Consider the following 26,097-nt stretch of genomic DNA (forward strand, 5'->3'; position numbering starts at 1 on the left):
TCTATCGATGATATTTAATAGAGATAGGCCTAGTCATAAGTCATAGGCGATAAAGAGAATATAAATTTCTGATATTGGAGAGAAAAACAACAATGATGAGACCAAACGACGCTGTAATACCACGCTCGGAATATCCAAGACCTCAGTTCCTTCGCAAGGAATGGTTAAGCATAAATGGGGAATGGGATTTTTGTTTCGATGATACAGACACAGGTGAGGAAGAACGATGGTATCTTGAAGGTGCAAATGCTCCCTTCATACAAAAAATCAATGTACCCTTTGCCTTTCAAAGCAAGCTGAGCGGCATAGAAGATCCTTCTTTTCACGATGTGGTATGGTACCGCAGAACCTTCGAGACTCCTGATGGATGGAATGGGAAGCGGATTGTCCTTCATTTCGGCGCTGTCGACTATTTGGCCAAAGTCTGGGTTAACGGGCAATTGGCGGCAGTGCATGAGGGAGGACATACGCCATTCCAGGCAGACATTACCACTGCGCTGGTGGGAGGCAGGAATACTATTGTGCTGCGAGCGGAGGACTTCAGCCGTGACGTGACCTTGCCACGGGGGAAACAGTACTGGCTGGAGAAGTCGGCAAGCATCTTCTATACCCGTACGACCGGAATATGGCAAAGCGTCTGGCTGGAGCCGGTGGCTCCAGCACATTTGTCGAAGACCATAATTACGCCGGACATTGACCGGAACGAAATTCAAATTCGGACGTTTCTAGGGGGATTTAAGTCCTCCGACGATCTCAAGCTGGAAATCGTGATATCGCATAAAGGTGAGCTTATTGCCAAAGAGCAGATTGCGATCAGAAATGCTGAGCAAATTCGAACAATAGGCTTGAGCGATTTCGCGGAGCACGGTTTAGGACGTCTATGGAGTCCGGAGCATCCGAATTTGTATGACATCGAATTCCGGCTTGTTCGGGGGGGAGATGTTATCGACGAGGTTTCGAGCTATTTCGGCATGCGAAAGGTATCGGTTGAAGATGGGATGCTGTGCTTGAATAACCGTCCTTACTTCCAGCGGCTGGTATTGGATCAGGGATATTTTCCCGAAGGGATTCTTACTGCGCCTACGGATGATGATCTGAAACGTGATGTTGAACTGACGAAGCAGCTAGGATTTAACGGGGTAAGAAAGCACCAGAAGACCGAAGATCCCCGGTTCTTATATTGGTGCGATACACTTGGCTTGCTCGTATGGAGCGAAGCGGCCAATGCTTATGAATACTCCGAGGAATATGTTCGACGCTTCACCAAAGAATGGCAGGAGATCATCGAGCGTGACTACAATCATCCGTGTATCGTGACATGGGTCCCGCTGAACGAGAGCTGGGGCATTCCCAATGCCCAAATCGATAAACGCCAGCAACAGCATGGGTTGGCGATGTACCATTTGACAAAGTCTTTGGATGACACCAGACCCGTTATATACAACGATGGATGGGAACAAATGACCACAGATCTGGCAACCATCCACGATTATGAGAGCCGTCAAGAGGTGCTGGAGAAGCGATATGCGTCAGCAGATTCTGCGGTTCGCGCGATGCCTGCCAACCGAAGGTTATTCGTTGGTGGTGCTTCTTATCAAGGTCAGCCCATACTGGTATCCGAGTTCGGCGGTATTGCATTCAAGAAAAGCGAGTGGGAAGGCTGGGGATACTCAGGGGCGGTAAACGAGGAGGATTTCTTAATCAAGCTTAAGGCTGTCGTTGATCCGATGTTTTCCTCACCGGTGATCCAGGGATACTGCTACACGCAGCTGACGGATGTCGAACAAGAAATCAATGGCCTGCTTACGTATGACAGGCAGCCCAAAGCGCCGATTGAAGCCATTCGCAATATCATGACGGGTAAATAAACCACCTGTAAAGGACTAATCAGACATGGCACATATAGGTTCAAGCATAGACAACTTTTATAACGTAGTGATGCAGGACGGAGCTGATCCTTGGGTTTATAAGCACACGGACGGTTATTACTATTTTACAAAAACGACTGGCAGTGACGTGACCATATGGAAGTCTCGCCAGCTCACCACAATGGAGGCCGCTCCTAAAAGCGTGATTAACACAGGCGGTTATAATATATGGGCTCCTGAGCTTCATTACATAGACGGCGCTTGGTTTATTTATTATGCCAAGGACGACGGAGATAACGTCAATCACCGCATGTACGTAATGAGGAACGATTCGGCAGATCCTACTCGGGGAACATGGGAGTATAAAGGTCAGATTACGGATTCGACAGACAAATGGGCTATTGACGGTACTGTCATGCAAGTAAACGGTCATTTGTATTTTATTTGGTCCGGTTGGGAGGGAGATATCAATGTGAGGCAGAATTTGTATATCGCCTACATGAGTAATCCTTGGACAATTGACTCAAATCGAGTGGAAATCTCTAGACCGACCTACAACTGGGAGATAAACCATTCTCCTCACGTTAATGAAGGTCCTCAGGTTATCATAAGGAATGATGTCATTAATCTGGTATACTCGGCAAGCGGAAGCTGGACCGACGACTATTGTCTCGGGCTGATTACCGCAAGCACGACCAGTGATCTGTTGAATCCTGCTTCATGGAGCAAGCGGAATTATCCTGTGTTTCAGTCAGGCAACGGGCTATACGCGCCAGGGCACCATTCGTTTACCAAGTCTCCAGATGGCAGCGAGGACTGGATCATTTACCATGTCGCCAAATATAGTCATGCGGGCTGGAATCGTGAAGTTCGTCTACAGCCATTCACATGGCATGCTGACGATACCCCAAATCTTGGTGTTCCGGCCGATCCGAACGAACCGATAGCTTTGCCATCGGGCGAAGCGGCTGGTATCCGTTATGGTGCTGAGTATAGTCAATTCAATATTGCAGAAAATTACGTGGAATTTTCAGTTGAAGCAGCTGCTGCCGGCGAATACATTTTATTGGCGCGCACTGCGGATGGTACTGACGTTGGAAAATCTTCTTATCTCTTACTTAGTGTAAATCCAGGTCCGCCCAACCGTCTCTGTATCGCTAATAAGGGATGGGAGAACTGGGGCCTGTCCACCGCCAGAATTCAATTAAAGGCTGGATGGAACAAGATTCGGTTTTCAAAGGGTGAAGGACATGGAGAGATAGATTGCCTTGACATCAAGCCGGCAGTAACTTGATCACGTAAGTATATCCTGAGGCCTAGTTGCTTCGGAAGAGGAAATCAGTCGATTCTGCGGCATCAACCAAGCGATTTAGAACGTCGAGTATAAAGCGGGTACTACAATACGCATCGTACCGACGTACAGCCGGAAATCAACGAGCTTCTGATGGAGGATCACAAGCCGAAAGTTCCATTGAATACGACTAAATCCATTAATTTAGCTTTAATGAACTGATACAGCATTAGATTCGGACTGCGCGGGCTGCGCAGTCCGACTTGTACGGCCAGATATAAGGTAGTTCGAACCCTTCTGGAACCGAAGGCAGTTTAATGAGCAGTTCCTGTGAGCTGAGATGGCTTGAAAAGCTGTAAGAGTTTCTTTCCGCGGAAGATGTTAGTTTCAGCGCGCGCTCAAGCGCCGAATGGAATTTGACCACCCAGTAAGAGATTTATCGTCGCTGTGATTTCATTAAAGCGTTTTTGAAAGCGCTTAAAAAGCAGAGAGGAAGATAAATGATGAGCGTGAAGATCAAACGGTTAGGAATCGGAGGGATCGCGCTGCTACTGCTCATGCTAATAATTCCGTACAATTCCGCGGATGCCTCTACCCATCAGGGCAATTTCTACAATGTGCTCATGCAGGACGGAGCGGACCCATGGGTGTACAAACACGTAGACGGCCAATATTACTTCACCAAGACAACCGGCGGCAATGTAACGATATGGAAAAGCTCCACCCTCACTGGAATCGATGCGGGATCGTCCCGAGTTATCGAGACAGGTTGCTGCGGCATCTGGGCGCCGGAAATCCACTATATTAACAACGCCTGGTACATCTATTATGCCAAGGACGACGGCGACAACGTCAATCACCGGATGTACGTGCTCGAGAATACATCCCCCGATCCGATGCAGGGCACATGGGTCGACAAAGGTCAAATTACCGATCCGACTAATAAATGGGCGATTGATGGCACCGTGTTGCAGGTGGGCGGCCAAATGTATTTCATCTGGTCCGGCTGGGAGGGCGATACAAATGTGAGACAGAATCTGTATATCGCCAGCATGAGCAATCCGTGGACGATCGATTCGAACCGGACGGAAATCGCAAGACCGGTCTATGGCTGGGAGACGAACCATTCGCCGAACGTCAACGAAGGTCCTCAGGTAATCGTGCGAGGGGATATCATCAGTCTTGTCTATTCTGCGAGCGGAAGTTGGACCAACGACTATTGCCTCGGACTGATTACTGCGAACGTAAACAGCGACCTGCTGAATGCCTCTTCCTGGAGTAAGCGCAACCAACCGATCTTCCAGTCCGCGAACGGTCTCTACGGACCCGGACATCATTCTTTCACGACATCACCTGACGGTAAGGAAGACTGGATCGTCTACCATGTCGCCAAGTACAACAATGCCGGCTGGAATCGGGAGATTCGCGCTCAGCGATTCGGCTGGCATAGAGACAATACGCCGAACCTTGGAGCACCCGAACCGTCAAACATTCAAATAGCTGTCCCTTCCGGTGAATCGAAGAGAGTCCGCTACGAGGGCGAAGAAGGCAGTTTCGGCGGGGGGGCGTATGCAGCCTCGAGCCCGAATGGGTCTGGAGGCAGCAAGGCAGGGCACATTGATACGGCCAGCAGCTATGTAGAATATACGGTCTACGCAGCGTCGGCAGATGAGTATATCCTCTCGGGGCGTACAGCGAACGGAACAGCCGGTGGAGGTTGGTCGACGCTCACTCTCACAATCAACGGCGTTACTTCACCATTCCACGTCACCAACAAGGGTTGGGAGAACTGGGGCACCTCTACGAAACGAATCCTACTAAATGCAGGCTGGAACACGGTCCGATTCAGTAAAGGTAATGGCTTTGCCGAACTGGACTTCTTCGACCTGATGCCGGCGTATCCCGCTGCGCTTACGGGCTCCGTCTATAAACTGGTGAACCCGAGCAGCGGCAAGGCGTTGGATGTCGACGGCGGCTCGACGGCGAACGGAGCCAACGTGCAGCTGTGGGAGGATAACAACACCACGGCGCAGGAATGGAGAATCACTAGCCTCGGTGACGGTGCCTACACGCTCGTCAATACGATAAGTGGTAAGGCGCTCGACGTTGCCGGCGGCGGTACGGCTGACGGCACGAACGTGCAAATCTGGGAGGACTTCGACGGAAGTCCCGCTCAGCGCTGGACAATCATCCGGAACGGGAACGGCTATAAGCTAGTCAATCCTAACAGTGGCAAAGCGCTGGACATCGCAGGCGGAAGTAAGGCAGACGGCACAAACGTGCAGATCTGGCAGGACAACAATAATGCTGCGCAGGAATGGCTTTTGATTCGCAAATAAAAAAAAGTGATGAACCTCCCTGTTCTTCCGGACGGGAGGTTTTAACATTTGCAGAGCAATTTACTGGGATCGCCGCCGTATTGCGAAATATTATCCTATACCCATTTCAGGGCTTGAAAAATGCCAACAGCCCGTAATTCCCAGCAAAAGGTTATAAACTATTCACGTTATTTTATGTTGCAAATCTATTTATAGTATAATGGTTGCTACTAGATGGGATGAAAAACAGGGAAAGAGGGAACGGATGCATACGATACTGGTTGTAGACGACGATGCTAACATTCGTGAACTCGTCTGTTTGTTTCTACGCAACGACGGATTCGCTACAGTCGAAGCCGCGGACGGCAAGGAAGCACTGGCCGTCTATGCCTCGATGCATGTCGATCTTGTCGTGCTTGATATTATGATGCCGAATATGGATGGTTGGACGTTATGCAAGGAGCTTCGAAGAGGCAAACCTGATCTTCCGCTACTCATGCTGACGGCTAGAGGCGAAACATGGGAGAAGGTGAAAGGCTTCCAACTTGGGACGGATGATTATTTGACGAAACCATTCGATCCGTTGGAGTTGGCGGCTCGCGTTAAGGCATTACTGAAAAGATACCGGATTGGCTCCACGCAGACGATCCGGCTAGGCAACGTCATTCTTGATCGGCATATCTATAAAGTGATGAGCGGGACGGAGTCGCTCACATTGCCACTTAAAGAGTTTGAATTACTTTATAAGCTAGCTGGAACACCCGGACAAATCTATACGCGCGAGCAGCTGATCGATCAAATTTGGGGGATCGATTACGCAGGAGATGATCGAACGATAGACGTACATATTAAACGTCTTCGCGAACGGTTCGCGACTACACCCGATTTCCGTATCGAAACGGTGCGTGGACTTGGCTATCGGCTTGAGGTGTACGAATGATCAAATCCTTATATACACGCGTTGTCTTGACCTTTCTAGTCGCCGTAATCGGGGGCACTATCATTGCATTTTTTGTGGCAACTTGGGTGTTTAATGAAAAATTGAATGAAAACTTGCATAGCGCCCTACTTAACTTTGGCCAGGACGTCGTCCGAATTTACGAGACAATTCCGCCCAGTGAAGCGGATTCTTTCGTAAGTGGAATGAATCAGCTCGATTCCTATCATATTCGAATTTACGAAGAAACGGGTCAGTTCAAGTCTTACGGAACGCTTAACAGACACCATATTGCCACTGTGACTATGGAACAAATAAAGAAGGTACTAAATGGAGAGGTTGTTCAAGTCAATACGAAGGGTATTGCAAATATCCTATTAGGGTTGCCGTTGAAAACGGAAATGGGAACGAAAGCGATGTTTGTGGAGCCGCTCGCCCCCCCTTCCTCCACTTTTCTAAAAAAATGGGTATATACATTTTTGACATATTCGTTGATAACAGGAAGCCTATTGATTTTGATTGCCGCCATGTTCCTAGTAAGACCAATCAAAAAGCTGACAAATGCGACTAGACGTATAGCAGCTGGAGATTTCAACGTCAAGCTGAATATTAAGCAAACGGGTGAGTTAGGCACTTTGGCTCGCAGCTTCGAAGAAATGACGCGCGATCTGCAGCAACTTGAGCAAATGCGCCGGGAATTCGTAACGAACGTGTCGCACGAAGTTCAGTCGCCGCTCACCTCGATATCCGGTTATGCAATAGCGCTCAAGCAAGCAGACATCGCACATAACGAGCGAAGCCGTTATCTCGATATTATCATTGCTGAAGCGGAACGCATGTCCAAGATAAGCGATAGCCTGCTAAAGTTGAGCATGCTTGAATCGCAATCACAGCAGATGCGACTGGTCACGCTCCGTCTTGATGAACAGATAAGGCGAGTAATCGTTGCGATGCAGCCGCAATGGTCGGCTCGTAACGTCCGCTTCGAGCTCAATTTGAAGGCAGTTAACCTATCGGCTGATCATGACCAGCTAAATCAGGTATGGACCAATATATTCGGCAATAGCATTAAATTTTCCATGGATGGCAGCATTATTAACGTCAGTATCAAACAAGATATCAAAAATGTGACAGTCCGAATATCCGACACTGGCATTGGTATTTCACTAGAAGATCAGAATCGTATATTCGAGCGTTTTTTTAAGGCCGATCGTTCCCACAGCCGTAAATATGAAGGCAGCGGTATGGGGCTTGCCATCGTTAAACAGATCGTATCGCTTCATCAGGGTGACATCCGAGTGGAAAGCGAACCCGGCCGAGGAACAACCTTCATTGTCACCTTGCCAATTAAAACGCCGACAGAGTATTTAGATTCCTACTAAATCATTCAAAATGTCTAAACGCTGTCCCCTTATTTTCCATGCTACGGCATCATGTGTAAGCTTCCTTGCATGTGACACCGTAGCATTTTTTTTGCCTGTTCATGCTCCGTTCATATTGCCGTCATAGGGAGTACATCTTCGTCGGATAAGCTTATTTTAGCTAAGATAGCACAATAAACAGATGAAGACAGGAGAAGATACGAATGAAACAAAAAGAGGTAATGAATAGTAGGAGAGGCACGAGAACAGGTATAAAACAATTTTCAACAGTCGCTTTAATCGTGGTAAATAAATGATGAAAAAAATACTAAATTTTATACTTAAATCGTTAGCAGTATTAGTTATAGCAATAGGAGTTTTTATAGTCATTGTTTTTATAGTTAATTTGATCAGCAACAAGTCGGAGCAAGGGAAAATACAACCCTATGGGCAGCTAGTACCTGTAGACGGGAAAAATATGAATGTTTTGATTCAAGGAAAAGGCGAAGAAACAATCGTGCTACTGCCAGGTTATGGAACAGCAGCACCAGCACTCGATTTTAAGCCGCTAGTGGAAGAGCTATCTCCCTTTTACAAAGTAGTCGTGATTGAGCCTTTTGGTTATGGATTAAGTGATAGAACCGAAAAGGAACGAAGCACAGAAAATATTGTAAATGAAACTCATGAAGCTTTACAAAGTCTTAAAATTGATCGATATATTCTAATGGGCCACTCTATTTTTGGTATTTACGGACTAGATTATGTGAATAAATATGGAAACGAAGTGAGTGCATTGGTAGGGATCGATAGCAGTGTTCCTACGCAAGGGGGTATGGATGTTGAATTTCCAATAAAAACGTTTAAAATTCTCAAAAAATCGGGTTTCGGTAGATTGATAATGAAACTAAGTGCTGATCCATACGCCACACTACCGTTTGATGATGAAACAAAAAAACAAATGAGAATTATTGCTCTCAAAAACATGTATAATTCTAGCCTTTTGAATGAATTGGAAAACATTAGTAATAATTTCAAGGCAGCTAAAAACTTAACATTCCCAAAAAATCTTCCTGTTATTTTCTTTATACAAGCGAATAATACGGACAATGAAGGTTGGATACCACTGCATGAAGAGCAAGTGAAAAATTCTGTGCAGGGAAAAGTAATGACATTTGAAGGTGGGCATTATTTACACCATACCAGATCAAAAGAGATCGTTGAAAACTTCAGGGAATTTATGAAAGAAATAAAATAAGATATGATGTTTTTTAAAAGAAGACGTTAAAAATGAGTGTGCTGAAATGCACCACCACTGTTTTTTATTTATGTAAAAACCGTCCTTTGAGGCGGTTTTTCACTGTTTGTATATAACCTTCCAATGTTCAGATTTTTTAAGCTAACGGGCAGGTTAGTATGGAAAAACCTACAGGAATTTTTGTTGTAAATACAACAAAAATGAGGTACTATTTTTTTACCACGTTTGAAAAATACAATATTAGTGGGGTTGCAAATATGAAGGAAATTCTACGTGAGGTTGGAATGATTTCTAGGTCATTGGACTCTATAAGCAATATAGAATTCAAAAAATATGACCTTACAAAAGGACAGTACTTATACCTCGTGCGAATATGTGAAAATCCAGGAATTATTCAAGAAAAGTTAGCTGAAATGATAAAGGTAGACCGAACAACAGCAGCTCGTGCCATAAAGAAATTGGAGATTAATGGGTTTATTGTAAAGGATGATGATCACTATAACCAAAAAATTAAAAAACTATTCCCTTCAGAGAAAGGGAAGACTGTTTACCCTTTTATAAAAAGGGAAAACGATTATTCCAATATGGTCGCACTATCTGGATTCTCCGAAAGTGAATTAGAAACGATTTTTAACCTGCTGCAAAGAGTCAGAAAAAATGTAGAAAAAGACTGGGAGTTTGTAAAAAAGGGAAACAAGAGAGATTATTGATTTAGTAAAAGGAGGACAAATAAAATGACTATAAGTATAAAAAAGTGCAAATTTGAAGATCTAGGATTACTTCAAGAAATTAGTGTTGAAACATTTAATGAGACATTTATGAATCAAAATTCATCTGAAAATATGAAAGCCTACTTGGAAAAAGCATTTCACTTAAAACAATTAGAAAAAGAATTATCAAATATCTCTTCGGAATTCTATTTTATTTATTCTAATGAGGAAATTGCCGGGTATTTAAAGGTAAACACCAATGATGCTCAATCTGAAATAATGGGCCATGATTCGCTTGAAATCGAGAGGATTTATATAAGGAAAAAACTTCATAAACAGGGGCTTGGTAAATATCTATTAAATAAAGCTATAGAAATAGCGATAGAACGGAATAAAGAGAAGATCTGGCTAGGGGTTTGGGAAAAAAATGAGAGCGCAATTACCTTTTATAAAAAAATGGAGTTTGTTCAAACAGGAGCCCACTCTTTCTATATGGGCGATGAAGAACAAATAGATTTTATAATGACCAAAACACTCATATAACATTTCTCTGAAATGATATTCAGCTAACGGGCAGGATTGCGGAATGATAGTTGAGTAAACAACTTACGCTGCAAGATGGAAGCACGATTAAATTCGCTGAAAAATTGGGCAGGATAGCTTTACTTTGCAAAATTGTCTATGTATCTCATCATTTCTGATATGCCCTTCAATTGATTTGCCAATTGCTCATTTAGCTTCTGCAGAGTTACCTGGAAAGAGCGTTCAATAGCAGTTAAATCTTGTGTCTCCAAGGCTTCAAGTAACGGTTTCATTCTCTCGATAGAATAGACTGTCTTCCTTAAACTGCTGATAATAATAATTTTTTTTAATTCTTGCTGTGTAAAGACCCTGTATCCGTTTTCCGGATTCCTTTCAGAGCGTATTAGCCTCTCCTTTTCCCAATGTCGAATAGCGGATGGATTAACACCAGCTATAGCGGCAACCTCCCCGATTCTCATCTCTTCCGTAATCAGTATGTTTCTATAACTAGAGAAATCGGTTTTTCGAATCAGCCTTATGACCTCTTCGATTCGTTGCTTTTCTGTTTGAATGTTGTATTGCTGTAAATTGACTACCCATAGAGCCTGTTCTCTGTGGCCTTTCTTTAATAACCTCATGACATCGTAGACGATAGGAATATCGTATCCCTTAATTAAAGCACGTAAGGCAACGAATGCTTGTACATGGAACGATGTGTAACATCTTCTTTTACTTGCTGTTCGAGGTACGTCGGGTACCAAGTCGAGTTCTTCATATCGTCGCAAGGTGGTCGTGCTAACGCTAAGTTTCTTGGCAATCTGCTTCGGCGTATAACTTATTTCCATTGTCGATCACCTTTCCTTTAAGTTAAACCTTAAACTTCTACAACAATATTAAACGAAATATTGGGTTTCTGCGCAAGGGTTCAAGGAATACGAAACGAAATCTTGCATGAATGTTGTATGATCAAATATGAGCGGACGGAAAGAAAAGAATACGAGGAGGAATGACATGGTGAAAAGGTGGCCTAAAGATACCATAGCGGCGGGTTATCGTCATACCGTCGGGCTTAAATTGGACGGCACGGTAACAGCTGTGGGTGATAATAAATATGGCCAATGTGATGTAAGCGGCTGGCGCGATATTGTGGCGGTTGCGGCGGGTAATGCTCATACGGGTAATGCTCATACAATCGGGCTTAAATCGGACGGCACGGTGGCGGCTGTGGGTTGGAATAAGCATGACCAATGCGATGTAAGCGGCTGGCGCGATATTGTGGCGGTTGAGGCGGGTTGGCGTCGTACCGTCGGGCTTAAATCGGATGGCACGGTGGTGGCTGTGGGTCGAAATAATGAAGGCGAATGCAATGTAAGCGGCTGGCGTGATATGGTGGCGGTAGCGGCGGGTGACTGGCATACCGTCGGGCTTAAATCGGACGGCACGGCGATGATTGTGGGTAATAATCGGTATGGCCAATGCAATGTAAGCGGCTGGCGCGACATAGTGGCGGCAGCGGCGGGTTACCTTCATACCGTCGGGCTTAAATCGGACGGCACGGTGGCGGCTGTGGGTTTGAATAAGCATGACCAATGCGATGTAAGCGGCTGGCGCGGTATTGTGGCGATAGCGGCGGGTAGTAATCATACCATCGGGCTTAAATCGGACGGCACGGTGGCGGCTGTGGGTTGGAATGAGCATGGCCAATGCAATGTAAGTGGCTGGCGCGATATTGTAGCTGTTGCGGCGGGTTGCGCTCATACTCTCGGCCTTAAATCGGACGGCACGGTGGTTGCTGTGGGTGATAATGAATATGGCCAATGCGATGTAAGCGGCTGGCGCGGCATCCAACTGCCCGGCTATTAGTTTTCAATATTAATAATACATATAATGAAAGCCATGCGCCGATTTCCCTCGCATGGCTTATATTTTCTCGTCCAAGGCTACCGCTGTTTTTATTTTTGGGTCAGTCTAATACTTATTTCACGAAATCTGACGGTTTTCTAATTTAAAAAACAGCTTGGATCTGCATATCTAGTCTAATACTTTATTTTCTTTTTCCAAGCGGTTTTCCTTAGCAAATTAAAAAGCCCATGCTATCAAGGCATGAGCTTTATCAACGATATTTCACTGGCATCCTTTGCTAGGCAAATGTTTTCTTTTTAGGATAGGCGTGTGTTATTTACTATCGGTCTCATTTAAAAGACTAGAAAAAAATTAAGCGATACAACAGCAACAGAAGCATGAAGCAACACATTCATCCACCTCTTATGGGATACCTTTAAATCTTGAACCAACATAACGATCGACCATACGAAAATAATTAAAAAAGCGATTTGAACTAGAAAACTAGGCATTTTATAGTACCTCCCAACACTATTCTTAGTTCAATATATTATGAACATGCGGGATTTGTGTTTCTTTCTCTCTACTATTTTAGCTAACGTTTATTTTGATTTATTCACGTTTTTTTTTGTTTCGTATCCATTTTTCCAACCATGATGACATCGCACACATTGCATAACATTTATGAGAATCTTTAAATCTTAAAGATTGTTTTATTAGTTACTACGTGTATCCAGGAAAGGTATCCACAAGAAGCACGGAACTATAAGATTTTGTTTAATCAAAGATGAACGGCTGAACTAAACACCGAAAGGGCTGCCATGTGGTAGCCCTTCATTACGCTAACGGGCAGGATAACGCAACTTTCCAAGATAAGGGGGCGTTAAAAGAATATACGACGGCGGAGGTGTAAATGTTCTGAAACAAAAGCGATTGATTATTTTAAGCCTCTTGTTATTTTGCACAATGTATATTTTGTTTTCTGTTTGGATTGCACGGGACGTCCGAAATATTCTTCGGGTGGGGATGCAAAACGAAGTGGAATATAACAATATCATGCATTCAGATGTCTATAAAGGTATTAATCCATTACAACGGCATTTAACTTCCTCTAATTATACTTACAAACCTAAATCCCATGGAATTGGGACTCCATTTTCTTTACATTTTTTTGGTTATGCAAAAGTTTGGGTAAAACAGCGGTACACTCCAGGAGACTTTGGCTTTGAAGAACCTGTTACTTTGACGATAAAATTGAAGAAAGGTCAATGGTATGCAACAAATGTTCACACTGAACCTTGAAAGAGGGCGGATAACGAGAGTTGAGGATCTTGACTGGAGGATAAATCCTTTTAAAGGTTACGCTAACGGGTACGATAGTTGAATAACAAACATTAATGAGCAGGCGCTGCGGCGGCCTGCTCATTGTATTAAGCTAACGGGCAGGATAGCGTGGGAATTAGCATTTTAATATGTATCACTAAGGTCAAACCGAATGGAAAATGAACTTGGGACATGTCGGATGAAAAGGAAACGATTTAGAGTGACACTGCATTATCAAAGGACAAGAACATACTTCCAAGAAGCTCCGCGCATAGCGCGGCTTTTTTATTTTTGTGATTCCTCATTGAGGACGGCCAAAGAGCTTTCACTTATAGGCAAAGTAATTAATTAGAAATACTACCTTGACGGTCATGGTAATTTGTCGTATTATACAAACATGGAGGTTGATTACATGAGCGAGAACAAAATTACATCCGACCTGCTGCGAGGACATACCGATACGATGATTTTACGGCTCTTATCCGAAGCTGACCGCTACGGCTACGAGATCGTAAAACTGATTGCCGAGCGCTCGGATGGCGAGTATGAATTAAAGGAAGCCACGATGTACTCGAGCGTCCGGAGGCTTGAGGCCGACGGTGATATCGAGTGGTATTGGGGCGATGAATCACAGGGTGGTCGTCGTAAATATTTTAGGATTACCGGAAAGGGTATGACTGCTTACGCCCGCAACAAAAGCAATTGGGAGTACGCAAAGCGCGTGCTTGAAAACTTATTATAAGGAGAGATGATGTTATGAATCAGAAATTGACGAATTATTTGAACGGCGTATTTACGCCATACGATGGAGTAAAAAGCGTCACCGAATTAAAGGCCGACCTGCACTCCGATTTACAGGAGCGGTTCCGTGAACTCAAAGCTGAGGGCAAGGACGATGAAACAGCGTTTAAGATAACCATTGAAAGTATCGGTGACATTGAGCAAACGGTACGGGAGGTCGCTAACCTCTCCCGCTCACTGGAGCGGCAGGTGGTGACGAACTTTAGCGCGAGTAACCTGTCGAAGAGCGACTTTGTGGGCGTTACCGCGCATAAGGGAAAATTTACATCAAGCGCGCTGCGAGGCTCCGACTTCACGAACGCGGACTTGACCGGCAGCTCGTTTGCCAGCAGCGACGTGCGAGATGCCCGTTTCGACGGCGCAAACCTGACCGACTGCAACCTGTCCGTCCTTGACCTTACGAATGCGAGCTTCAATAAATCCATCCTTGTGCGTACCAACTTCAGCAAGTCGGGACTATTCGGAACAACATTTATTGATGCAAAACTGACCGACGTCAACCTGACTATGACCGATCTCAGAAAAACCGTCTTTGAAAACTGTATTTTCGATGGGGTGGACTTCACAAATGCCGATCTGACAGGGCTGCGTCTTGACGGCCAAACCTTCATCGGCGTCAAGTTCGACAAAGCGGCGTTGAACGAAGTTTCATTCAAGGGCGCGACACTCAAGAATGCGTCTTTCCAAGGGTCTTTGTTGTCCAAGAAGTACTACCGTGCCATCAAAACCGTCTGCTTTGACGGCGCGATGATGGATAAGTTGACCTATGCTGCGCTCAAAGGCATAGAGGCCGATTTGTCAAAGGTTACGGTTATATAAGAAGGGAAATATGCCAAACAAATCAATTCAAGTAAAAGGACTGCAAAAATCCTAGATTTGAACGCAGGGCAAATTATAAAAAATATCGTGATTGTGGCCACAGTCCCATTGCTTGCCGGCTAGCAACTTGCGTTTTAGTTGAAATTCATTATCACAACAACAAATTAGAACAACCGCAATTGACAAACCAACTACTACGTGTTACTTTATAGAGGTAGTAAGTAATACTGGATATCAGTCTTACTGAATATCGGTCATACAGAATAGCAAGGGGTGATTGTGCTGGAAAACCTAACGGAAATGCTCAAAGGGGCGCTTGAGGGCTGTGTCCTTGAAATTATAAGCCGCAAAGAAACCTACGGCTACGAAATCACGCGGCGGCTGAACGCCCTCGGCTTCACAGATGTTGTGGAGGGAACGGTATACACCATCCTGATCCGGCTTGAAAAAAACAAGTTGGTGGAGATCACCAAGAAGCCCTCCGACATGGGACCGCCGCGAAAGTTTTTCGCGATCAACGACGCGGGGCGCAAGGAACTACGGAAGTTCTGGGAAAAATGGGAGTTCGTATCATCAAAAATTAATGAGTTAAAGGAGAAACAAAAATGAATTTTTGGGAAAAAATCACCGGCAGCGACATGACTAAAGAATTGAAAAGTTTTGAATCGCGAGCCAAAAAGCTGCCGGCTGATTATCAAGCGGCATGGAAAAAAATTAATGCCAATCTTTGGTCGCACTCAGATTTCACCGGTCGCAACCTCATGCCAATTCTTGACGGTGTGCTTGGCCTGCTCGAAGAAACAGCGGCGGACGGTCAGAGTGTCCAAGAGGTTTTGGGTGACGATATCAAAGGCTTCTGTTCAGCGCTGGCCGGCGAAGAAGGGGCAAAGTCTTTTCGCGACAAGTGGCGCGAGCAACTCAACAATAATATCGCTAAAAAATTAGGTAAATAGGAGGATAAAATGAGAATACGAGATATCATCGAAGGCAAAAAAGAGTGGCGAGCGCACGTGGCGCGTGTCAAAGCGCTCCCGCAAGATTATCAGATTGTTTATAAAGAGATTCAAAAATATCTCTTTAAGGTCGGCCCTGTTGAGCTAACAAACGGGACGGGTTTGCTCTCGGGGATTATCGATCTTTTTGAAGAGGGCGCGGCCTTGGGGAAAGGCGTGCTCGAAGTGACGGGCAGTGACGTTGCCGCTTTCTGCGACGATCTAATCAAAGATTCAAAAACTTATGCTGACATCTATCAAGAATCTGTTGACCAAAAAGTTAACAAGGCCATGAAAAAGGTTACGGATAAAAAAAAGTAAAAGGGGGATATCGGGATGGAAAAAGCAATTGAAGTAAAAGGACTGCAAAAATCCTACAAGCAGCTTCAAGTCCTAAAAGGCGTGGATTTCGAGGTGGAAAAGGGCAGTATTTTCGCCCTTCTCGGCTCCAACGGGGCGGGCAAGACAACGGTTGTCAAAATCCTCACCACGCTGCTCAAACAAGACAGCGGAACCGCGACCGTAAACGGATTCGATGTTGCGTCAAAACCCGAGAACGTGCGGCAGGCGATCAGTCTGACCGGGCAATTTGCCGCCGTGGACGAAATTTTGACCGGACGGGAAAATCTGATCATGATTGCAAAGCTAAGATACCTCAAAAATCCGCGTCAGGTTGCGGACGACTTGCTTAAACGCTTCGGCTTGACAGACGCCGCCGACCGCAGGGCGTCTACTTATTCGGGTGGTATGCGCCGCAGGCTCGACATCGCCTTGAGCCTTGTAGGAAAACCGCAGATCATTTTCCTCGACGAGCCGACCACTGGGCTTGACCCCGAGGCACGCATCGAGGTTTGGAAGATTGTGAAAGAGCTTGCAATCGGCGGAACGACTGTACTCCTAACCACGCAGTATTTGGAGGAGGCTGAGCAGCTTGCCGACCGAATTGCCATTCTGCATGAGGGTAGGATTATCGCTAGTGGCACGCTCTCGGATCTTAAAAAGCTGTTCCCATCCGCAAAGGTGGAGTATGTTGAAAAACAACCGACATTAGAAGAGATATTCCTCTCCATCGTCGGCAAAAAGGAGGCAAAGTAAATGGAGACGACAAAGAATCATTTCTTCACCGATATTAGCGTTATGCTTGGTCGTTCCATGCGCCATATTTTCCGCAGTATGGACACCATCATCACGGTCTGCATCACTCCGATTGCGATGATGCTGCTGTTCGTCTATGTGTTAGGCGGTGCCATTCAAACCGGAACGGATAACTATGTGAATTACCTGTTGCCAGGCATACTGCTTATGGCGATCGCAAGCGGAATAGCCTATACGGCTTACCGCCTGTTTATGGATAAGCAGCGGGGCATATTCGAGCGGTTTCACACCATGCCGATTTCACGTTCCGCCTTGCTTTGGGGGCATGTGCTGACCTCTCTGGTGTCCAACGCCATTTCGGTGATCGTCATCATTCTCGTAGCGCTCGTTATGGGTTTTCGTTCGTCCGCGGGAATACTGCCATGGCTTGCCGTAGCCGGCATACTCGCGTTGTTTACGCTGGCCTTAACTTGGGTAGCGGCGATTTCCGGACTGTCCGCAAAAACGATTGAAGGTGCAAGCGCGTTTTCCTATCCACTTATTTTCCTGCCGTTTATCAGTTCGGCGTTTGTGCCGACTGAGTCGATGCCGTCGGTCGTTCGCGCATTTGCCGAAAACCAGCCGGTGACCTCGATCGTGAACGCTATTCGTTCGCTACTGTCGGATCAGCCGGTGGGTAATGATATATGGGTCGCTCTTGCGTGGTGCGTCGGGATTTTGATCGTAGCCTATTTCTTTGCAATGAAGGTATATAAAAAGAAAGCTTGAAAAAGGACATCATTGTCCGGATGAAGTCCGCGGAAACCGCGGGCTTTATTTTGTTCTTTGTTTATAGTGAAGTGAAGGATGATATTTTTTGGCATGGCCAGGTGAGATTATATCCGACTTATTACGTTAACGGAGAACGATAGTTGAACACCGAAAGGACTGCCGCGTGGTAGTTCTTCGTTACGCTAACGGGCAGTATAGCGTAATAAATGTTAAGGAATCAACTGATCTCTGTTATAATCTGGAAGGGTAAAGGAGGGAGAAAGTTGAGAATTCGAACCGCAGCGAGGGCTATAATTATTAAAGATGAAAAATTACTTGTACTACGAAGAACTGGAGTTCAAGGGGAATTTTATGTTCTCCCTGGTGGTGGTCAAGAACATGGCGAAAGCATTCAAGAAACTTTGGTTAGGGAAGTGCTTGAAGAAGTAAGTTTGGTGGTTGAAATTGAGGAACTTCTCTTTATAAATGAATTCATTGCTAAAAGAGATTCTCTTTTCCCTGATTTAGAACCCGATGTCCACCAAATTGACTTTACATTTTTATGCAAGGTTATTTCGATAAATGAAGCAAAGGTTGGAGACACTCCTGACGTGCACCAGGTGGGCATTGCTTGGATTCCACTGAATGAAATAACCGATTATAATTTGCATCCCAATAATGATGTCAATTTTATACTTGGTGCACTTTCGAGAAACGCATTAACAAAATGGATAACAAATAAAGAAAGCGTAAGAACGCCTTCATTTATTGCTGGCTAAACTAACGAAGAACGATAGCTGAATAACCTTAATTGCAGCCCAGCCAACACGATCTGCCATTCCAAATGAAGTTTCATACTAAAACTATAGAAGAGTTGATTTATGTTCACTGTTACTGTGAAGGTGACTCGGTATCGGAAATACCAGTTGCTTGAATGGATAACCTCACAGGCTCGATTTGTTTATTATATCAGCGGAAATCTTGATCATTTAGGTAAGTATAAGTTAGATGAGTAACAACCTGATCCCGGCTGAACGAGGCATCGATTTGAAAACCTTCTTCATCGTTCGAAAAGGACTTCTTGCTTCCAGAACGTCCAATCCCGCACAAAACAGCAAGATCGAAAAGAGAGAAGTAATATTTGACATTTCCCTAGCAGGCATTCTAGGTGAGGCGGGAGATTTCTCATATAACGGTTGTACCAGGAGCTAAAGATGAGAAATCAATAAGGATATCTGCTCGTTCTGCCGGTGCAATCGATTACCGACCACGATCCCTCGAAAGTTAACTGCACGAGCAAAGCAAGTGATGTTTGGTAGGCCGGATTAAAGATCAACGGCAATAACGAAACAACCCTGAGCATTTCTTCACAGGGTTGTTATCGACTGATTCTTTTCGGATTTGTAATTTTTATATGCGAGTGGACTATATAAGGAGCGTAACACTGCTATCCTAGTTAATTTAATGGTGCAGGAGACGACCGATTATATCGTACTACGCTATCGTTCCACTTTTGCTTAATACTTCCTCCTGCGGAGTCCTAATCAATCCCGATCACCCACATAAGCTGCTTTATTTCTCGGCGTAATCCGAGAGATTGGCTAATACGTCGTTTACGTGACCCGTGTCGTGATGCTCGTGGTAGACGGCGATTTTATCGCCCCGGAGCTCAAAGAGAAAATGATAATGGTTCTGATAGCGACTGAAAGATCAACTTAGTGAGCAGAGTTCTTTATCAAATATTCCATGTTTAGCATACCCTTAATTCGGTGACTGCACCGCCGAATGCCGTGATGCCATGCTGGACAATACAAACACGGCAATGATGGCGATGAGTACACCGAGTACCCCGAACCAGGTAATGGATGCCAAAGAAACACGGTTAACGATCAGCCCGCCGATTCCTGCGCCGACAGCCATGGCAAGCTGCATCATGGAACTGTTCAAGCTCAGCATGACGCCCGAGGATTCAGGAACAAGCTTGACCAGGTTAAATTGCTGCGCCGGAGCGGATGACCAGGCGGCAAAAGACCAGAGGATCAAAATGGCGAATACGGCAATGACCGACTGTCCGACTAAGGATAGCAAAATCAACGAAATGACGTGAAGCACCATACCTGAAACGAGCGTGAATATAATGCCCCGTTTATCCGCGCTGTAGCCGCCGACTTTTGAGCCAATTAAACTGGCAATGCCGAACACGAACAGAGCTGCGCTAATCAATGATTCATTTAAATGAGTCACCTCTAGCAGAAAAGGGGATATGTAGGTATAGGCGAGGGAATATCCTCCCAACCAGAAAAAAGTAATCGCTAGAGCAACCAAAACCTGAGGTTTTTTTAACAAAGCAAATTGTTTGATCAAAGGGACAGGCTTGTCGCCCTGCATACGTGGAATAACTGCAGCAATGACAAGCATGGCGATGACCCCGACAATTGCGATGGCCAGAAATACCGCTTTCCAGCCAAAAGCCGAGGCTACCATTCTGCCGAGCGGGACGCCGATGATGAGCGATGCGGTAATGCCCATGGTGACGTTGGCGATGGCGCTGGCCTGCTTGCCTGGCGGAGCGATTTTGGCGGCGATGCTAAGCGCGTTAACGGTGACCACCCCGGCGCCTAACGCCGTAATGATTCTCGCGGCAATGAAGAGACCGAAGCCGGGCAATATAAATGTCAGCAGATTTGCGGCAATAAAGAGGCCCAGCGAATAAAGGAGGAGCTTACGCCGGTCCATTTTGGCCGTCAGCGCCATCAAAATAGGCGTGCCGACCGCATAGGCCAGGGAATAGACTGTAATGAGCTGTCCTGCTGCCGCAACGCCTGTTCCCAACGTCTCTGCGATCCGGTCCAATATCCCGGAAATGATGTAATTGGATGTTCCAACTAAAAAGCTGACCAAGGCTAGAACGTAAATTTTCCATGTGCTCTTCATAATTCACTCTCCTGAAGTGTTTTAAGTAACTATGTTTTTAAAAATATCGAAATATAAATATAAATCGAACTTTGTGCCAACATGGTTCTCTCCTCCTTTTGAAAAAGCGGCATTCTGCATTTTGTTTCAATACAACATTAGTTGTTTGTACAACACATGTTGTATTTATATGTTATAATACCAACCGAATGGTACGCAATCATCAATAACCATAAACCGTTGTATAGACAACACCATTTCTATAATGTCGTTTTATTAGGGGAGATTTTAACCATGACAATTAAAAAGAATGAAGCTGATCCTCGTGTGGTACGTACACGGCGACTCCTTCAGGACGCTTTTGCTTCATTAATTCAAGAAAAAGACTTTGAATCGATAACCGTTAGGGATATTGCAGAGCGGGCTACTGTTAACAGAGCGACTTTTTATGCGCACTTTGTAGATAAATTCGAAATTCTTGAGGCCAGACTAATGGAATCATTTATGACAATCATAAATCGTAGAATAAGCGGTCACGAAGTATTAAATGAAGAAACCATTCAGAGTATTTTTCTGGGTGTATGCGATTTTCACAAGAGTCTAAGCACTATGTGCAAAAGAAGGTATACATCGCTTGGAGCTGTATTCGAAATTCAAATAAAGGAAAAAATTCAAACGATACTTCTTTCCTTTATAGACAAAAACAAGATGCTATCGAGTCCAAACGCGCAATTCTTAATAAATACAGCTTCTATCATGTTAAGTTGGGGGATGTATGGGGCGGCTTGCGTTTGGAACAATGAGGGGCGTCTAATAAGTGCGGAATCATTCGTTAAACAGACTATGCCCTTAGTGATGAACGGAGCCAATGAACTGCTGGGCTAGGTCCTGTAGCTATTACTCTATCCTGCGGAAGAAACAAGATGCAATGCGGACAAATTGCGAATCCTTATTCAAACCATATTCGATTTTCTTTTGCGGGTTCAACAATGTAGTTCGCCGGGAGACAAGCAGTTTGAAGCGATGTTTGAAAATGCCATGCATCAGGATCTTCATCGACTCCTGCTTAAACGGTTAAATGAAGTGGACACACAGGGCTTTTCGCAAGACAAATTGAAAGCTACGGCACTCGTTATCAGTTGGGCATATTCGGATTGGCTTTGCAGTGGAGCCGGAACCCTGAAAGATCGCTCAGTGGAACGATTTTTGAAGAAGCCATTGAGGTGATATCGGTCAATCTAGCCCCTTTTGGGAGCAAACAACCAGCTAAATGAAAGCCGCGTAACTGCAGATTTTTTTATTATAGGTACCCAAGTTATTGTCCTAAATCAATGACAAGAACTTGCACACTTATCCGATTAGATGATTGTCTAATCTAAAGTTATTCTACATCGGCAGCCTGTTAAGCTAACGGGCAGGATAACGCAACTTGAAGTGATTTCGCATCGTCTAATAGAATAGACATTATCCGCTGATGATGCTAATCCTGTTTCAGGATTAATCATAAATGCAGGTTTATTACTATACCCGTTTTTATTGGTAGGAGTTAATGCTGTTGCTCAGTATTCTAAGAGGCGCGTTGCGTTAAGCTAACGAGACACGATAGTTCAATGAAACCACGGAAGCAGCCGACCACAATGATCGGCTGCTTAATTACGCTAACGGGCAGGTTTGGGATTAGCAATCCATAAGAAACAACCCAAGTTGAATTATGCTAAAATGTAGTAAATGTATATGGTAGATATCTCTGATGAACAAAGGAGAACTGTAAATGAGAAAACTTGTTCTATTTCTGCACGCATCGCTTGACGGTTTTGTAGAAGGGCCGAATGGTGAAATGGACATTGGCTGGGTTTCCTACGATGCTGATTTGGAGAAACACGCGAAAGAAATTCTGAGTACTGCCGACACTGTCATTTGGGGGCGAGGGACTTATCAGATGATGCACAGTTACTGGCCATCTGTGCCTTCGAACCCATCAGCTTCGCAGCATGAACGGAATCATGCCGAGTGGATCGAAAAGACAGCCAAAATCGTTTTTTCCACGACGCTGGAGAAAGTCGAATGGAATAATTCCAGACTCGTGAAAGAAGATGTCGAGGAAGAGATCAATAACCTCAAACAGCAGCCAGGCAAGGATATGGTCATCCTCGGCAGTCCTAGGTTCGCACACCACCTTATGCAGCTTGATTTAATTGATGAGTATAAAATTACGGTTTCTCCCGTCCTGATCGGGAAGGGATTGCCGTTATTCCAAGGTCTCAAGGAGAAGATCAATCTTAAGCTAATCGAAAATAAGACCTTTGATTCTGGAGCCATAGGTCTCGTTTACCAGACGGTAAGATGACCTTGTCACTTAAGGTGATTACGCTAACGGGGAACGATAGTTGAATACCAAAAGGGCTGCCGCATGGCAGCCTTTCGTCGTTACGCTAACGGGCAGTAATGGTTAATAGGTAATTTGGTTTTCCTAGGTAATAAAATGAGCAATTGATAAGAAATCATAACATTTGTTACATGCTATGATATAAGGAACTTCGCATGAAAGGAGAAATCAAAATGGCAACAGACAATATCAGTGAACCAGAGAATGATAATGCCCTTACTCCACAAAATCCGTCTAAACCTGATCCTGCAATGGGTCGCTTGAATGTCTTCGTAGGGAAATGGAATACAGAGGGTGTGATTAAAGCGAGTCCATCCGGGCCAGCTGATCAGTTGATAGCAGTAGATACCTACGAATGGTTGCCTGGGGGTTATTTTCTTATTCATCATGTTGATGGCCATATGGGGAAAGATGAGGTTAAGGCTATTGAGATCATTGGCTATGATGCTTCCAGTCAGAACTACACCACACACTCATATGACAACCAAGGCAATTTCAGTGCATACCAAGCGAACTTACTCGACCGTGCCTGGACAATTTTTGGGAAATCGGAGCGATTCACAGGAATGTTTAGTGAAGATAGCAACACCTTAACAGGTAGTTGGGAGCTGTCAAACGACGGTAAGAATTGGGTACAATGGATGGACATCAAGTTGACTAAAGTCATCTAGCTAAAAAATCCCCCTACTATTTATATTCTGTTGAGGTTCGAATACGAAATCAGTATCAATGGGCTGCTAAAAGCGGCACCCCTATCTACTTAACTAACGGGAAACGATAGCTCAACCAGACAAGACGGCAGCCGGCCAGATGATCGGCTGCCGTTTTCTCAACTAATGGGCAGATTAATGGAGAAAAGGTACGTACATCAATTATGCTATAATGTGTAAACAACAAGATAGGAGTGACTCCAATTAAATCAATTATAGAAAGTCTAAACCATTGGATTATCGAATTACCGTCAAAAATATTTGCTTTATCCGAATTTGATCTTTCTGATCGGACGCAGCCAAACAAATGGTCAAAAAAAGAAATACTAGGCCACTTGTCCGACTCTGCTCTCAACAATTTACACCGATTCGTTAGTGCTCAGTATGAAATTCAACCTTACACGGTGATTAAGTACGCCCAAAATCAGTGGGTAGAACTTATGGATTATCAGAACCTTCCAATTGATCATATCTTAAACTTATGGTTGAGTTTGAATAAGCAGATAGCCGAGGTTATCTCAAAAATTCCCGAAGATAAGCTAAAGAACTTATGTGAGATAGGCGAAGAACAGACTGTAACATTAGAATGGATGATTAAAGACTACATTGACCATTTGGAACACCATCTCAAGCAAATTTTTCGTTAGAAGAAGCCTTGCTTGAGCAAATTCAGGGTAATTCGTTACGCTAACGGGGAACGATAGTTCAACATCGAGAGGGCTGCCACTTGGCAGCCCATTGCTCAACTAACGGGCAGATTAGTGGAATAGAGGTATAACTCAACTGTTAGTACGAACTTGTCAGCTACCAGTAACATATATGGGGAATTAGTTTTAGTTGCGAGAGAATATTACTGGAATAGTACCAGCAAAGCTGAGACTACCCGCAAAGTGATTATAAAGCAGATTTACCGCTTAACACGATTTTCGGTGCGGCCCGCATGCCGATGTAGCAATATACTGAACCGTCCGTCAGTGTTGAGAAAACTACGGGTATCCAGTCCTGGCCTATGCTCGCCCCGGCAAATACCGTCTCTGACACGGGGCTGAGGGCTATTTCCATCGGTGGAGAGGGGGCTTGCCTACCTTCGAAGATTTCGTATAACAAATGCAACATTCCGTTTCGCTCCGTAACAGTCATTACGACTCCTTGACGCTTATAGACACCAACGAACGGCTTAATTTCAACCATTGGTGGCTGCGGTACCGGTTCGAACACGGTGTCCGGTATTCTCGCACCCGCCAGTTCCTCGAACAGTTCCCGAAAAAGAACCGACTGGAGCAGATCTGTGTTTCCGCCGTTAGCCAACAAGGCAACGGCTACGGGCAGAAGAGTGTGGTGGAACGGCTATTTATTTTCGCTCTCTCTTTTGCCAGAGTAACACATCCGCTTCACCTACAATATGATGATTCTAGAAATCTAAAGAGGTGAGCCAATGGCAGTCGTAAAAGCCAGGAAACAGGATATTGATATGTTGGCAAGGTTGCTTCGAGCTGAAGCTGAGGCCGAAGGCGAAATGGGCATGCTCCTTGTTGGAAATGTTGGCATTAACCGAATAAGAGGGAATTGCTCCGATTTTAAAGATATTCGGACAATTTCCCAAATGATCAACCAGCCGCATGCGTTCGAAGCGTTGCAACATAGTATGTACTATCAAAACGCAAGAGAGAGGGAACGCCGTCTGGCGCAACGGGCGGTGAACGGGGAGCGGAATTGGCCAGCCAAATTCTCCCTATGGTATTTCCGTCCAGGATCGTTCGAAAATCCCGGACCATGTCCGCCAACTTGGTATAATCAGCCGTTCGTAGGACGATGGAAGAAGCACTGTTTTTATGAACCGACCGCGAAAGAATGTGAAAATGTATATAATACGTTTTAATTTTATAAACGAAAAGAGCTCATTAGGATCTCTTAACCTGACTTGTCACAGCCATGTGTCGGTTGACAAGAACTTTATCTCATTAAGTGCCGCGTAAATCGCGGCTTCTTTGGGTTTAGTGGAATAAAGCTGTTGACGGTCATTGATCGGAAACTATACTTACGTGACAGGTCGTCCGATGTCGGATGACAAGAACATTAGCCGAATGAAGTCTGCTTGAATTTCGGGCTTTATGGACTTGCGTTACGCTAAACATTCCTGTTAAGGCTAAGAAATAGCCTTTGTCAAAAAAGGAGCGCCTCGGTATGATGGGTTTGTCGACAAC

At 44.8% G+C, this 26,097-nt stretch carries 27 protein-coding genes; 23 read left to right on the forward strand and 4 right to left on the reverse strand.

From position 1 onward, the window contains the following. Positions 1-92 precede the first annotated feature (92 nt). From HI950_RS21380 to paiA, 8 genes are all read left to right on the forward strand, one after another. Positions 93-1,868, forward strand: a complete 1,776-nt coding sequence (locus tag HI950_RS21380; RefSeq protein WP_169086191.1) for a glycoside hydrolase family 2 protein — start codon at positions 93-95, stop codon at positions 1,866-1,868. A gap of 25 nt (positions 1,869-1,893) precedes the next feature. Further along, the gene (locus HI950_RS21385) at positions 1,894-3,162 is read left to right on the forward strand and encodes a family 43 glycosylhydrolase (RefSeq protein WP_169086189.1); all 1,269 of its coding nucleotides are present in this window, start codon (positions 1,894-1,896) and stop codon (positions 3,160-3,162) included. 497 nt (positions 3,163-3,659) lie between these two features. Further along, a complete protein-coding gene (locus HI950_RS21390; protein ID WP_187768139.1) occupies positions 3,660-5,498 on the forward strand; it encodes a family 43 glycosylhydrolase in 1,839 nt (612 codons plus the stop codon). A 244-nt stretch (positions 5,499-5,742) separates the two neighbouring features. Continuing rightward, the gene (locus HI950_RS21395) at positions 5,743-6,417 is read left to right on the forward strand and encodes a response regulator transcription factor (protein WP_169086187.1); all 675 of its coding nucleotides are present in this window, start codon (positions 5,743-5,745) and stop codon (positions 6,415-6,417) included. After that, on the forward strand, positions 6,414-7,796 hold the full coding sequence (locus HI950_RS21400) for a sensor histidine kinase (protein ID WP_169086185.1): 1,383 nt from the start codon (positions 6,414-6,416) through the stop codon (positions 7,794-7,796). Before HI950_RS21395 ends, HI950_RS21400 begins: the two co-directional genes overlap by 4 nt. A 292-nt stretch (positions 7,797-8,088) precedes the next feature. Beyond that, the gene (locus HI950_RS21405) at positions 8,089-9,030 is read left to right on the forward strand and encodes an alpha/beta fold hydrolase (protein ID WP_169086183.1); all 942 of its coding nucleotides are present in this window, start codon (positions 8,089-8,091) and stop codon (positions 9,028-9,030) included. 257 nt (positions 9,031-9,287) lie between these two features. Then, positions 9,288-9,740 carry a MarR family winged helix-turn-helix transcriptional regulator gene (locus tag HI950_RS21410; RefSeq protein WP_169086614.1) on the forward strand — a complete coding sequence of 151 codons (453 nt, stop codon included), beginning with the start codon at positions 9,288-9,290 and terminating at the stop codon, positions 9,738-9,740. Between the two features lie 24 nt (positions 9,741-9,764). After that, entirely contained in the window at positions 9,765-10,283 is a 519-nt protein-coding gene (paiA, locus tag HI950_RS21415; RefSeq protein ID WP_169086181.1) for a spermidine/spermine N(1)-acetyltransferase, read from the forward strand. Between the two features lie 119 nt (positions 10,284-10,402). Here paiA and HI950_RS21420 read toward each other — a convergent pair whose 3' ends face one another. Beyond that, entirely contained in the window at positions 10,403-11,107 is a 705-nt protein-coding gene (locus HI950_RS21420) for a MerR family DNA-binding transcriptional regulator (protein WP_169086179.1), read from the reverse strand. 166 nt (positions 11,108-11,273) lie between these two features. Here HI950_RS21420 and HI950_RS21425 point away from each other — a divergent pair, with 166 nt between their 5' ends. Further along, positions 11,274-12,125, forward strand: a complete 852-nt coding sequence (locus tag HI950_RS21425; RefSeq protein WP_169086177.1) for an RCC1 domain-containing protein — start codon at positions 11,274-11,276, stop codon at positions 12,123-12,125. Positions 12,126-12,457: 332 nt separating this feature from the next. On the opposite strand, the gene HI950_RS21430 is transcribed toward HI950_RS21425, so the two are convergent. Further along, positions 12,458-12,616 (reverse strand): hypothetical protein, encoded by a 159-nt coding sequence (locus tag HI950_RS21430; protein WP_169086175.1) that lies wholly within the window; start codon positions 12,614-12,616, stop codon positions 12,458-12,460. A gap of 514 nt (positions 12,617-13,130) precedes the next feature. On the opposite strand from HI950_RS21430, the gene HI950_RS21435 reads away from it, so the two are divergent. From HI950_RS21435 to HI950_RS21475, 9 genes are all read left to right on the forward strand, one after another. Then, entirely contained in the window at positions 13,131-13,406 is a 276-nt protein-coding gene (locus HI950_RS21435; protein WP_187768140.1) for a hypothetical protein, read from the forward strand. Positions 13,407-13,839: 433 nt separating this feature from the next. Then, positions 13,840-14,169 carry a PadR family transcriptional regulator gene (locus tag HI950_RS21440; protein WP_169086171.1) on the forward strand — a complete coding sequence of 110 codons (330 nt, stop codon included), beginning with the start codon at positions 13,840-13,842 and terminating at the stop codon, positions 14,167-14,169. Between the two features lie 14 nt (positions 14,170-14,183). Then, positions 14,184-15,047, forward strand: coding sequence for a pentapeptide repeat-containing protein (locus tag HI950_RS21445; RefSeq protein ID WP_169086169.1), 864 nt, complete (start codon positions 14,184-14,186; stop codon positions 15,045-15,047). Between the two features lie 300 nt (positions 15,048-15,347). Then, positions 15,348-15,656 carry a PadR family transcriptional regulator gene (locus HI950_RS21450; RefSeq protein ID WP_317618423.1) on the forward strand — a complete coding sequence of 103 codons (309 nt, stop codon included), beginning with the start codon at positions 15,348-15,350 and terminating at the stop codon, positions 15,654-15,656. Beyond that, positions 15,653-16,000 carry a DUF1048 domain-containing protein gene (locus tag HI950_RS21455; protein ID WP_169086167.1) on the forward strand — a complete coding sequence of 116 codons (348 nt, stop codon included), beginning with the start codon at positions 15,653-15,655 and terminating at the stop codon, positions 15,998-16,000. Before HI950_RS21450 ends, HI950_RS21455 begins: the two co-directional genes overlap by 4 nt. A gap of 9 nt (positions 16,001-16,009) precedes the next feature. After that, the gene (locus HI950_RS21460; RefSeq protein WP_169086165.1) at positions 16,010-16,360 is read left to right on the forward strand and encodes a DUF1048 domain-containing protein; all 351 of its coding nucleotides are present in this window, start codon (positions 16,010-16,012) and stop codon (positions 16,358-16,360) included. 15 nt (positions 16,361-16,375) lie between these two features. Then, positions 16,376-17,134 carry an ABC transporter ATP-binding protein gene (locus HI950_RS21465; protein ID WP_169086163.1) on the forward strand — a complete coding sequence of 253 codons (759 nt, stop codon included), beginning with the start codon at positions 16,376-16,378 and terminating at the stop codon, positions 17,132-17,134. Continuing rightward, on the forward strand, positions 17,135-17,902 hold the full coding sequence (locus tag HI950_RS21470; RefSeq protein WP_169086161.1) for an ABC transporter permease: 768 nt from the start codon (positions 17,135-17,137) through the stop codon (positions 17,900-17,902). Positions 17,903-18,168: 266 nt separating this feature from the next. Further along, positions 18,169-18,663, forward strand: coding sequence for an NUDIX domain-containing protein (locus tag HI950_RS21475; RefSeq protein WP_169086159.1), 495 nt, complete (start codon positions 18,169-18,171; stop codon positions 18,661-18,663). A gap of 982 nt (positions 18,664-19,645) precedes the next feature. Here the strand turns inward: HI950_RS21475 and HI950_RS21480 are convergent. Then, entirely contained in the window at positions 19,646-20,818 is a 1,173-nt protein-coding gene (locus tag HI950_RS21480) for an MFS transporter (protein ID WP_169086157.1), read from the reverse strand. Between the two features lie 273 nt (positions 20,819-21,091). Here HI950_RS21480 and HI950_RS21485 point away from each other — a divergent pair, with 273 nt between their 5' ends. The 4 genes from HI950_RS21485 to HI950_RS21500 all read left to right on the forward strand — a co-directional run bounded on the left by HI950_RS21485 (position 21,092) and on the right by HI950_RS21500 (position 24,540). After that, a complete protein-coding gene (locus HI950_RS21485; protein ID WP_169086155.1) occupies positions 21,092-21,682 on the forward strand; it encodes a TetR/AcrR family transcriptional regulator in 591 nt (196 codons plus the stop codon). 886 nt (positions 21,683-22,568) lie between these two features. Then, positions 22,569-23,144, forward strand: a complete 576-nt coding sequence (locus tag HI950_RS21490; RefSeq protein ID WP_053435337.1) for a dihydrofolate reductase family protein — start codon at positions 22,569-22,571, stop codon at positions 23,142-23,144. Between the two features lie 212 nt (positions 23,145-23,356). Then, a complete protein-coding gene (locus HI950_RS21495) occupies positions 23,357-23,854 on the forward strand; it encodes a DUF1579 family protein (protein ID WP_169086153.1) in 498 nt (165 codons plus the stop codon). Positions 23,855-24,087: 233 nt separating this feature from the next. Beyond that, the gene (locus HI950_RS21500) at positions 24,088-24,540 is read left to right on the forward strand and encodes a DinB family protein (protein WP_317618419.1); all 453 of its coding nucleotides are present in this window, start codon (positions 24,088-24,090) and stop codon (positions 24,538-24,540) included. A 247-nt stretch (positions 24,541-24,787) separates the two neighbouring features. On the opposite strand, the gene HI950_RS21505 is transcribed toward HI950_RS21500, so the two are convergent. Beyond that, positions 24,788-25,201 carry a hypothetical protein gene (locus tag HI950_RS21505; protein ID WP_169086151.1) on the reverse strand — a complete coding sequence of 138 codons (414 nt, stop codon included), beginning with the start codon at positions 25,199-25,201 and terminating at the stop codon, positions 24,788-24,790. A 127-nt stretch (positions 25,202-25,328) separates the two neighbouring features. Here HI950_RS21505 and HI950_RS21510 point away from each other — a divergent pair, with 127 nt between their 5' ends. Continuing rightward, entirely contained in the window at positions 25,329-25,772 is a 444-nt protein-coding gene (locus HI950_RS21510; protein WP_169086149.1) for a cell wall hydrolase, read from the forward strand. Positions 25,773-26,097 lie beyond the last annotated feature (325 nt).

The organism is Paenibacillus sp. PL91, assembly GCF_012935325.2.
Lineage (GTDB): Bacteria > Bacillota > Bacilli > Paenibacillales > Paenibacillaceae > Pristimantibacillus.

Bases quoted from the DNA above. Each gene is read 5' to 3' on its own strand.
- HI950_RS21435 (WP_187768140.1), top strand. From the start codon at position 13,131: ATGCAAAACGAAGTGGAATATAACAATATCATGCATTCAGATGTCTAT.
- HI950_RS21450 (WP_317618423.1), top strand. From the start codon at position 15,348: ATGCTCAAAGGGGCGCTTGAGGGCTGTGTCCTTGAAATTATAAGCCGC.
- HI950_RS21405 (WP_169086183.1), top strand. From the start codon at position 8,089: ATGATGAAAAAAATACTAAATTTTATACTTAAATCGTTAGCAGTATTA.
- HI950_RS21455 (WP_169086167.1), top strand. From the start codon at position 15,653: ATGAATTTTTGGGAAAAAATCACCGGCAGCGACATGACTAAAGAATTG.
- HI950_RS21510 (WP_169086149.1), top strand. From the start codon at position 25,329: ATGGCAGTCGTAAAAGCCAGGAAACAGGATATTGATATGTTGGCAAGG.
- HI950_RS21420 (WP_169086179.1), bottom strand. From the start codon at position 11,107: ATGGAAATAAGTTATACGCCGAAGCAGATTGCCAAGAAACTTAGCGTT.
- HI950_RS21485 (WP_169086155.1), top strand. From the start codon at position 21,092: ATGACAATTAAAAAGAATGAAGCTGATCCTCGTGTGGTACGTACACGG.
- HI950_RS21445 (WP_169086169.1), top strand. From the start codon at position 14,184: ATGAATCAGAAATTGACGAATTATTTGAACGGCGTATTTACGCCATAC.
- HI950_RS21390 (WP_187768139.1), top strand. From the start codon at position 3,660: ATGATGAGCGTGAAGATCAAACGGTTAGGAATCGGAGGGATCGCGCTG.
- HI950_RS21400 (WP_169086185.1), top strand. From the start codon at position 6,414: ATGATCAAATCCTTATATACACGCGTTGTCTTGACCTTTCTAGTCGCC.
- HI950_RS21425 (WP_169086177.1), top strand. From the start codon at position 11,274: ATGGTGAAAAGGTGGCCTAAAGATACCATAGCGGCGGGTTATCGTCAT.
- HI950_RS21465 (WP_169086163.1), top strand. From the start codon at position 16,376: ATGGAAAAAGCAATTGAAGTAAAAGGACTGCAAAAATCCTACAAGCAG.
- HI950_RS21490 (WP_053435337.1), top strand. From the start codon at position 22,569: ATGAGAAAACTTGTTCTATTTCTGCACGCATCGCTTGACGGTTTTGTA.
- HI950_RS21395 (WP_169086187.1), top strand. From the start codon at position 5,743: ATGCATACGATACTGGTTGTAGACGACGATGCTAACATTCGTGAACTC.
- paiA (WP_169086181.1), top strand. From the start codon at position 9,765: ATGACTATAAGTATAAAAAAGTGCAAATTTGAAGATCTAGGATTACTT.
- HI950_RS21430 (WP_169086175.1), bottom strand. From the start codon at position 12,616: ATGCCTAGTTTTCTAGTTCAAATCGCTTTTTTAATTATTTTCGTATGG.
- HI950_RS21440 (WP_169086171.1), top strand. From the start codon at position 13,840: ATGAGCGAGAACAAAATTACATCCGACCTGCTGCGAGGACATACCGAT.
- HI950_RS21470 (WP_169086161.1), top strand. From the start codon at position 17,135: ATGGAGACGACAAAGAATCATTTCTTCACCGATATTAGCGTTATGCTT.
- HI950_RS21385 (WP_169086189.1), top strand. From the start codon at position 1,894: ATGGCACATATAGGTTCAAGCATAGACAACTTTTATAACGTAGTGATG.
- HI950_RS21460 (WP_169086165.1), top strand. From the start codon at position 16,010: ATGAGAATACGAGATATCATCGAAGGCAAAAAAGAGTGGCGAGCGCAC.
- HI950_RS21480 (WP_169086157.1), bottom strand. From the start codon at position 20,818: ATGAAGAGCACATGGAAAATTTACGTTCTAGCCTTGGTCAGCTTTTTA.
- HI950_RS21495 (WP_169086153.1), top strand. From the start codon at position 23,357: ATGGCAACAGACAATATCAGTGAACCAGAGAATGATAATGCCCTTACT.
- HI950_RS21410 (WP_169086614.1), top strand. From the start codon at position 9,288: ATGAAGGAAATTCTACGTGAGGTTGGAATGATTTCTAGGTCATTGGAC.
- HI950_RS21380 (WP_169086191.1), top strand. From the start codon at position 93: ATGATGAGACCAAACGACGCTGTAATACCACGCTCGGAATATCCAAGA.